10 protein-coding genes and 1 riboswitch are annotated in these 8,365 nt (G+C 45.0%); of the genes, 8 read left to right on the top strand and 2 right to left on the bottom strand.

Features of this window, described 5'->3' with window-relative positions; genetic code table 11:
- From EP58_RS17605 to EP58_RS02005, 4 genes are all read left to right on the top strand, one after another.
- Nucleotides 1–189 (top strand): hypothetical protein (locus EP58_RS17605; protein WP_206539780.1); only part of this gene is annotated, 189 nt, incomplete at its 5' end.
- 136 nt (nt 190–325) lie between these two features.
- The gene (locus EP58_RS02015) at nt 326–811 is read left to right on the top strand and encodes a PBECR4 domain-containing protein (RefSeq protein WP_052164938.1); all 486 of its coding nucleotides are present in this window, start codon (nt 326–328) and stop codon (nt 809–811) included.
- Between the two features lie 97 nt (nt 812–908).
- On the top strand, nt 909–2,594 hold the full coding sequence (locus EP58_RS02010) for a DUF6044 family protein (RefSeq protein WP_036089409.1): 1,686 nt from the start codon (nt 909–911) through the stop codon (nt 2,592–2,594).
- Nucleotides 2,584–3,543, top strand: a complete 960-nt coding sequence (locus tag EP58_RS02005; protein WP_036089395.1) for a glycosyltransferase family 2 protein — start codon at nt 2,584–2,586, stop codon at nt 3,541–3,543. Before EP58_RS02010 ends, EP58_RS02005 begins: the two co-directional genes overlap by 11 nt.
- Nucleotides 3,544–3,578: 35 nt before the next feature.
- Here EP58_RS02005 and EP58_RS02000 read toward each other — a convergent pair whose 3' ends face one another.
- Nucleotides 3,579–4,523 carry a DMT family transporter gene (locus EP58_RS02000; protein ID WP_036089394.1) on the bottom strand — a complete coding sequence of 315 codons (945 nt, stop codon included), beginning with the start codon at nt 4,521–4,523 and terminating at the stop codon, nt 3,579–3,581.
- Nucleotides 4,524–4,635: 112 nt separating this feature from the next.
- Nucleotides 4,636–5,100 carry a universal stress protein gene (locus tag EP58_RS01995; protein ID WP_036089391.1) on the bottom strand — a complete coding sequence of 155 codons (465 nt, stop codon included), beginning with the start codon at nt 5,098–5,100 and terminating at the stop codon, nt 4,636–4,638.
- 166 nt (nt 5,101–5,266) lie between these two features.
- A riboswitch (TPP riboswitch) is annotated at nt 5,267–5,374 on the top strand.
- Between the two features lie 81 nt (nt 5,375–5,455).
- Between EP58_RS01995 and tenA the strand changes: the two genes are divergently transcribed.
- The 4 genes from tenA to thiE are packed head-to-tail and all read left to right on the top strand — an operon-like array spanning nt 5,456 to nt 8,364.
- Nucleotides 5,456–6,154: a thiaminase II gene (tenA, locus tag EP58_RS01990; RefSeq protein WP_052171325.1), complete on the top strand. Its 699-nt coding sequence runs from the start codon at nt 5,456–5,458 to the stop codon at nt 6,152–6,154.
- A complete protein-coding gene (thiM, locus tag EP58_RS01985) occupies nt 6,132–6,941 on the top strand; it encodes a hydroxyethylthiazole kinase (protein ID WP_052171324.1) in 810 nt (269 codons plus the stop codon). Before tenA ends, thiM begins: the two co-directional genes overlap by 23 nt.
- Nucleotides 6,938–7,744: a bifunctional hydroxymethylpyrimidine kinase/phosphomethylpyrimidine kinase gene (gene thiD / locus EP58_RS01980; protein WP_036089389.1), complete on the top strand. Its 807-nt coding sequence runs from the start codon at nt 6,938–6,940 to the stop codon at nt 7,742–7,744. Before thiM ends, thiD begins: the two co-directional genes overlap by 4 nt.
- Nucleotides 7,741–8,364 carry a thiamine phosphate synthase gene (gene thiE, locus EP58_RS01975; protein WP_036089386.1) on the top strand — a complete coding sequence of 208 codons (624 nt, stop codon included), beginning with the start codon at nt 7,741–7,743 and terminating at the stop codon, nt 8,362–8,364. Before thiD ends, thiE begins: the two co-directional genes overlap by 4 nt.
- The last annotated feature ends 1 nt before the right edge of the window (nt 8,365 follow it).

Here is an 8,365-nt window from a genome sequence, read left to right as displayed (position 1 = left end):
AACCATTTACAAGCCGACAGGCTGTTATATGAAATTTTCAAAGAACAATTAAGAAGCTATAAACTTATTATACGAGGAGTGTTAACTATGTTGAAACAACTGACGAGTGGGCATGCATTTTTTAAGGAACATTTTGTTAACAAACGGGTGACTTATGTGTATAAGGATAAAGAGAAATTGATAATGTAGAAAAAGCACTCGACGTGATGGCTCGTCTAACCTCAGTGTGTCGACAAATGCTTAGTTTCTAGGCGAAAGCGAGTACAAGAGCGGAGCGTACTAAGGTACGTGAGCACTGGAACGGAACTTTTAACGACGAAAATGAGTGTTTGTCGATACACTGTATGCATTTGTGTGGTGTGCAGTATCGGTAGGTGCGGCGACTTTTTATAATGACATTGATAATAAAACATTACGAATAAAGGATGTTATTTTGAAGAAGGATGGGACAACGAAGCAGAAGCTACAAGCGTTGCCGCTTTTGAATGAGTTGATTGGGGAGCAGGTCAAAGTGTGCCTTCAGGGGAACTATTTGCATTTAGCGTATGATATGGCGATTAGGTCTAATAAAAGTATTTTGGCGGTGACATTGAAGCATGCGTACGTGGATAAATATGTGCCGACGTCGCTTTTGAATTTGCGAAACGGGAAGTATGATACATTGAATCCGAGCTTTCTTGTGATTTGTATTGTGAAGGAATGCTTTTCTACGGGGGAAAGGGCCTATTTATTATTTAAGGAATCTTATAGAGTGGAAATAGAGCGATTTTTGGAGCATGATGCGTGGCTAGTTGGCAATGTGCTAGTGTGAGGATATAACTTTTGCTTATTTTTTTGCGATGTATGGCAAGTATTGTTATAATTGACAACAGATGCAAAAAAAGAGGTGGAATTGGATGAAAACTTGGATGATAGAAAGAAAGCAAGAATTATTGGCGATTGCGCTGATACTTATTTTTACCGCACCGCTATTTATTCTTGGTGGGAACAGCCATATTCGAATTCACGATAATTTGGATTCTAATATGACATGGTATCGAGTACTGCTTAATAGTGGGAATTATTTGGCGGAAACGGGGAGTAATATTCCTCAAATGTTGGATGGTGTTGCGCCTAGGGATGCGTTTGATTCGCAGTTTGTTGGGATTGTCTGGTTGTACGCGATTTTTCCGACGCCACTCGCGTTTGCCTTTAGCCAGCTGATTACGCGGGTATTTGCGTTTATCGGTATGCGATTGTGGTTGCGCGATTATATTATTAAAGATCCATCGAAAAAATACATAACGCTTTTTGTATCAGTAGCATTTGCCTTGACGCCGTTTTGGCCATCGGGAATGCTCAGTACGCTGGGAATGCCGCTTGCGTTATGGGCGTTTCTGAACATTCGTAAAGGGAAGAAGAGCATCTGGAATTGGTTGATTTTGACGTTGTTACCGTTTTATTCAAGTCTGATTCTTGGTTTTTGCTTTTTGTTGTTTTTAGTAGCGTGTATTTGGGTGTATGATATTGTGAAGAAACGTGGCTGGAATTGGCGTTTTTTTGGCAGTATGGCTTACATGTCAGCGATTTACTGTGTGGTGAACTATCGTTTTATTTCGCAGATGTTTTTCCAAACGAATGAGCCGGATTCGAGAAGTGCTTTTGATTTGCCGAATAATAGCTTTTTAGGGTCTATTAGGCTGACGTTTAAGAATTTCACGATTGGACATACGCATGATCAATCACTTGCCACATATATTATTTTGCCGGTGATTTTACTAGCCCTGATTGTGATGTTAGTGAAAAAGGATTGGCGAACGCAAAAACCATTTTTGTGGTTACTGGGGCTTAACTTTTCGTTATCGGTTTGGTATGCGTTTTGGTGGTGGGGTGCTTGGAATCCGATTAAAGAACAGATTTCGATTATGCGCTCGTTTAACTTTTCGCGGTTCCATTTTTTACAGCCGTTCATTTTTTATGGAATATTTGCTCTTGCGCTTGTTTATTTTGCAAGTAAGGGTGGTTGGTGGAAGAAGTTTGCGATTTTAGGGTTGGTTCTGCAGATTGGTGTAGTATTTGCTGGGAATTCAGAGATTGTTTATCGTGAGGCTGGGACGCCATCGATTGATCAGTTTTATGCACGGAATCAGTTTCAGGATATAAAAGCGTATATTGGGAAGCCGCAGAAGGATTATCGAGTGGCGAGTATTGGGATTCACCCTTCGATTTCGCAGGAGAATGGTTTTTATACGTTGGATGGATATGTGAATTCGTATCCGCTGAGTTATAAGGAGAAGTTCCGCGAGATTATTGCGAAAGAGCTGGATAAGAGTCCGTTGTTGAAGGGTTATTATGATGGCTGGGGGAATCGGGTGTATATTTTCTCGGCAGAACTCGGGAAAAACTATTTGTTTGATAAGAATTCTAAGAAGCATATTAAGCATTTGGAACTTGATACGAAGGCGTTTAGAGAAATGGGTGGGGAATATATTTTCTCGGCGGTACCTATTGATAATGCGGCGGAAAATAATCTACATTTAGAAAAAACATTTGAGGATGAACAATCAGCTTGGAAAATATACTTATATAAAGTGGGTGACTTGAATGCGGGATAAACCGATATTAACGATTATTGTTCCTTGCTACAATGAGGAGGAAGTTTTGAAAGAGACGATGAATCAGCTGGGACTGATTTTGCAGGATATGAAGGGTAAATCGATGATAGATGAGGCTAGTGATCTGCTTTTTGTTGATGATGGAAGTCGTGACAAGACGTGGGATATTATTGCGGATGCGATGGCGACGGTGGATCATATCAATGGCGTGAAATTGAGCCGGAATTTTGGACATCAAAATGCGCTGCTTGCTGGAATGCAGGCGGCGGAAGGACGTTCGGATTGTATTATTTCGATTGATTCGGATTTACAGGATGATGTTGGTGTGATTCCGGAGTTTGTGGAGAAATATCGCGCGGGTTATGAGGTTGTTTACGGAATTCGTGATGAGCGTAAGACAGATACTCGATTCAAGCGTGGTTCGGCGCATTTATTTTATAGTATGATGGGCAAGTTTGGGATTCATTTAATTCCTGATCATGCGGATTATCGGTTGCTTGGAAGTATGGCGCTGCAAGAGATGAACTTGTTCCCGGAGAATAATATTTTCTTGCGAGGGATTGTGCCGCTGATTGGTTTTAAATCGGAGAAGGTTTATTATCATCGGAAAGAGCGGTTTGCGGGTGAATCTAAGTATCCTTTGAAAAAAATGCTGGCTTTTGCTGCGGATGGTTTGACGTCGTTTAGTGTGGCGCCGATTCGACTGGTGACGGGGCTTGGCGCGCTGATGTTTGTCATTGCGATTGTGATTGGCATTTATACATTTGTGCAACATTTATCTGGTACGGCAACAACGGGGTGGTCGTCTTTGATGCTCTCGATTTGGGTCATTGGAGGCGTGCAGATGATGAGTCTAGGTGTTGTCGGAGAATATATTGGGCGTATTTATTCTGAGGTGAAACAAAGACCGCGGTTTATTGTGGAGCAGGATTCTTATGTCGAGAAATAATTGGAATCATGGATGGGGATGCTTTTTAAGAGGCATCATTCATCCATGATTTTTTCTGGATTGCGTATTCTTTTTCTGGCGCGGATGAGTTCAGATAGGGCACCGGAACCTAGCACGACGCCAATAATAATGAGTAGGAAGCCTAGGATTTGCATGAAACTGATTTGCTCGTTTAGGAATAAAGCGGCACCGATAAGTGAGAAGAATGGATTTAGATTCATGAAAATGGCTGTTTTCGATGGGCCGATTTGACCGACTGCGAAATTGTAAATTAGGTTTCCGAATGCTGTCGCAAGTAGGGCTGAGGCAAGGAAAAGTAACCATAGGGATGACGAGTGGCCGCTCATTTGGGCAAGTCCGTTTGGTTCTTCGATAAGGCTGGTGAAGAATAGTAGAATCGAGCCGATGAGTAGCATGTACGCGGTCATTAGTCGCGGATCGAGTGAACCGGAGATGCGTTTAATGATGATGAAGCTGAAACATTGAGATAGGATTGCGATGAATACATAGATGTCTCCGAGTGAGGCGCCTGAAAGTCCCTGGCCGCCAGTGAGCACGATGAGTGATACGCCGAGAAGTCCTGATACGAGTCCGATTAATTGTGGAATCGAAATGGCTTCACGCAAAAAAATAACGGCTAAAATAGCTGTTAAGATTGGTCCTATTCCTAAAATAAGCCCGCCATTTGTTCCAGTTGTCATCGTTAGACCTGATGCTAGGAAATAATGGTGTAGCACGATATTGAATAGGCTTCCGGCGAATATGTAGCCGAGTTCGCGCTGTGTTGGAAGTCTGAATTTGCCGATTGCGACCAGAAAAATAAAGACGGCGACTGCGGCTGTGAATATTCGGAAAGATGTCATGGTTATGGGTGGGAAATGGGCGACTAGGACTTTGGTGGCTGTCACGTTTAGTCCCCAACTGGCCATCACGAGAACGAGTAGTAAGTATAGGGATGTTTTTGTTTTTTCATTTTGCATGGTTGGTACGGCCTTCTTTCTTTGTTACTATGTAAGACGTTAATACTCGTAGTATAGCACAGAAAGCATGCATAAAACCAAGCAGAGCGATTGGCCTACTTGGTTCACAATGTTATTCGATTGATTTACGATCGTGCCAATTTTTCCCGCGGACGATTATGACGTCACAAGGTGCGTGTGCGGCTACGTAATCGGAGACGCTACCTAGGATGAATTGCTCGGTGGGTGTTAATCCAGTGGATCCGACGAGTACTAAATCTGGCTCGAATTTATCGATAATTTTCTTCACAAAAGTTGTTTTTGGAGTTCCGAATTTGACGAATGTTTCTACGTTTTCGACGCCGAGTTGTTCTGCTTCATTTTTATAAATTTCAACGAGGCCTTTGCCGTATTCTTTGGCTTTTTTGGCGTATGTTTGCTCGTAATCGATAAGTGGCGCGATTCGGCGGACATCAGCGACAAAGCCGATTCCGAGTGTTGCGCCGTCTTTTTTTGCGATTTGAATGCCGCGTTTTAGAGCCTCTTCTGCTTCATTGGAGCCGTCCACACCTACTAAAATCCTACGATAGATTGTCATTTTGACTTCCCATCCTCTCTACGTTGGTTTCCCTTATAACACCATACCCATTTTTTCGATGGATAATGCGTATTTTTTGGAGAATCGGATTTATTTGTGGTACACTTGGGTTGAAAAAACGAATAATTGGAGATTGGGAAAAACGTAAAATCAGTTTATGCCCAGTCTCTTATACTAGGGGAGTCTTACTTAAGACCGAGATATGGATATAAATTCATGGACCCTTTGAACCTGTTGAGTTAGCACTCGCGTAGGGAAGTATTGGGAACTTGATGTAGAAATCATGACGCCTTTTCTTGCGCTATTGCTGACGTGAGGGAAGGCGTTTTTTGTATGGAAAAAGGAGGAGTTGGAAATGGTGCGTTTTTCGGAGGAGTTACATGCGGAAAATCGGGAAATTTGGCAGAGGAGTAAGGATCATCGGTTTGTGCAGCAGTTGGTGGACGGGAGTTTGGATAGGAGTGCGTTTCGGTATTATTTGTTGCAGGATCATTATTATTTGACGCATTATGTGAAGGTGATTGCGCTTGGGATTGCTTATGCGGATGATTATGGTGCGATGATGGAGCTGAGTCAATCGCTTGCTTCTTTGGAGGCTTCGGAACTTTCGATGCGGGAAAAATTTTATCCTCATGTGGGGATTGAGACGGCGGATTTGGATGGGATTTTGCCGAGTCCGGCGGCTTATCATTATACGTCGCACATGTATCGGCTGGCTGGTTCGCAGTCGCTGGGCAGGATTTTGGCGGGAATTTTGCCGTGTTATTGGTTGTATCGGGAAATTGGCGAGCAGTATGCGGGTTGTGTGAGTCCGGATCCGTTGTACCAGGCTTGGTTGGATATTTATCAGGATGCGGCGTATGCGGAAGGATTGCAACGACAAATTGATTTGTTGGACCGAGTGGCGCAGGGGTTGCCGGATGGTGTGTTGGCGGAGATGCGGGCGGATTTTCGGATTAGTAGTTACGCGGAATTGGCGTTTTGGGACATGGGTTTCGAGCGGCAAACATGGGATGGGAGAGGTGATTTGGATGGCGAATTGGCAACTTATTGAGGCGGTTCGGACGCGAAATCCGTTGGTGCACGTGATTACGAATATTGTGGTGGCGAATGATTCGGCGAACGGCTTGCTTGCGATTGGGGCGTCTCCGATTATGGCGGCGGCTGTGGAGGAAATGGCGGAGCTTGGCGGGATGGCGGATGCGGTTGTGATCAATATTGGGACGCTGAACGCGGATTTGGTGGCGTTGATGCTGGCTGTTGGAAAAGCGGCGAATGTAGCGGGAAAACCGGTGGTGCTGGATCCTGTAGGTGTTGGTGCGACGGTGTTTCGGCGGGAAACGGTGTGGCGTTTACTGGCAGAAATTCAGTTCGCGGTGATTCGCGGGAATTTGGGCGAGCTGGCGAGCATTGCTGGTGTTGATTGGCAGGCGCGAGGCGTTGATGCGGGTTCAGGAGATGCATCGCAAGCTGCTGAGATTGCTTTAAAAGTAGCGCGGGAATATCAGACGATTGTTGCGATTAGTGGTGCTGTAGACGTGATTTCGGATGGTAGGCAAGTGATTACCGTGGAAAATGGGGATGCACTTTTGCCACAAATTACGGGTTCGGGTTGTTTGTTGAGCTGTGTGATTGGAGCTTTTGTTGGCGTCACGGATGATTATCTAGATGCGGTTGTGGCGGCATCGGCGAGCTATGCGATTGCTTCGGAATATGCTGTGAAAACGCTAAACAGGCGACTTCCGGGCTCTTTTCGGGTGGCGTTTATCGATGAATTGGCATCGTGGCAGACGCATAATCAAGAGGAGCTGGCGTGCGTGAAGGAGGAGGTTCGGCGATGATTTTTCCACAAGCAGTTACGATTGCTGGGTCTGATAGTGGCGGCGGAGCGGGGATTCAGGCGGATATTAAGACGTTTCAGGAGCGCCGTGTTTTTGGCATGTCAGCGATTACCGCGATTACGGCGCAAAACACGATGGGGGTTCAGGCTATTCACCCGGTTCCGGTCGAGATTTTGGCGGCGCAATTGGATGCTTTGAATGATGATTTTACGATCACTGCGGTCAAAACGGGGATGTTAGTGGATGTCACGACGATTGATACGGTTGTTTCGAGGTTGCGGCATTTTAGTTGGGGCGCGTTGATTGTCGATCCGGTCATGATTGCCAAAGGTGGCGCGCCGCTCGTGAGTGAAGATGCGATTGCGACGATTCGTGAAAAAATGCTACCTTTAGCGTCTATCGTGACGCCGAATATTCCGGAGGCAGAAGCGCTTGCAGAAATGTTGATTGAAACCAATGCGCAAATGGAAACAGCCGCGAAATACATTCAAAAACTTGGCGTCCCAACGGTTATCATTAAAGGAGGGCATAGTCAGGATAGCGAGGAATCGCGTGATTATGTGTTGGATGGGGACACTTCCTTTTGGCTTGATGCGAGGCGTATTGAAACGACGCAAACACATGGCACTGGCTGTACTTTTTCGGCGTGTATAACGGCTGAACTCGCGAAAGGTGCTTCTATGGAATACGCGATTCGTACCGCCAAAGCTTTTATAACGAGTGCGATTTCGCAACCGCTTGGCATTGGGAATGGGCACGGTCCGACAAATCATTGGGCACACAGGAAGGAGCATCAGGAATGAGTGTTAGAGATATGTTAGAAATTTATTTCATTGCGGGGACGCAGGATGTTCCACGAGGACAGCTACTTTCCGTTTTGGATGATGCGCTTCAATCTGGCGTTACTTGCTACCAATTCAGAGAAAAAGCCCTTACTGAAGCGGCTGAAATTGAGGTGCTCGCTAAGTTATGTCAGGAAATTTGTCAGAAGTACGGTGTTCCGTTTTTTGTGAATGATGATGTAGAATTGGCGTTGAAAATTGGCGCGGATGGGATTCATGTGGGGCAGGATGATATGGCGATTTTGGATGTGATTGGAAAATGTGCTGGGAAAATGAAAATTGGGCTTTCTGTCAATACGCTGGCACAGGCGGAGGTAGCGGCTACTTACGCGGAACTTGATTATATTGGAGTGGGCCCTATTTTTGCAACGACTTCGAAACTGGACGCGAAACCAACGACGGGATTGCGGTTGATTCGTGATATTCGGGAGGCTGGGATTGGGTTGCCGATTGTTGCGATTGGGGGCATTTCACAAAATGATGTAGAGTCAATTCGAGATGCTGGTGCAGAAGGGGTTGCGGTTATTTCGGAGATTACAAAATCTGGAAATATACCGCAAACGATTGCTAGTTTTAGATAAG

The sequence above is a fragment of the Paenilisteria newyorkensis genome (assembly GCF_000766145.1).
GTDB lineage: Bacteria > Bacillota > Bacilli > Lactobacillales > Listeriaceae > Listeria_A > Listeria_A newyorkensis.
The sequence above is the reverse complement of the archived record's forward strand: the minus strand, read 5'-3'. Positions and strand labels throughout refer to the sequence as shown.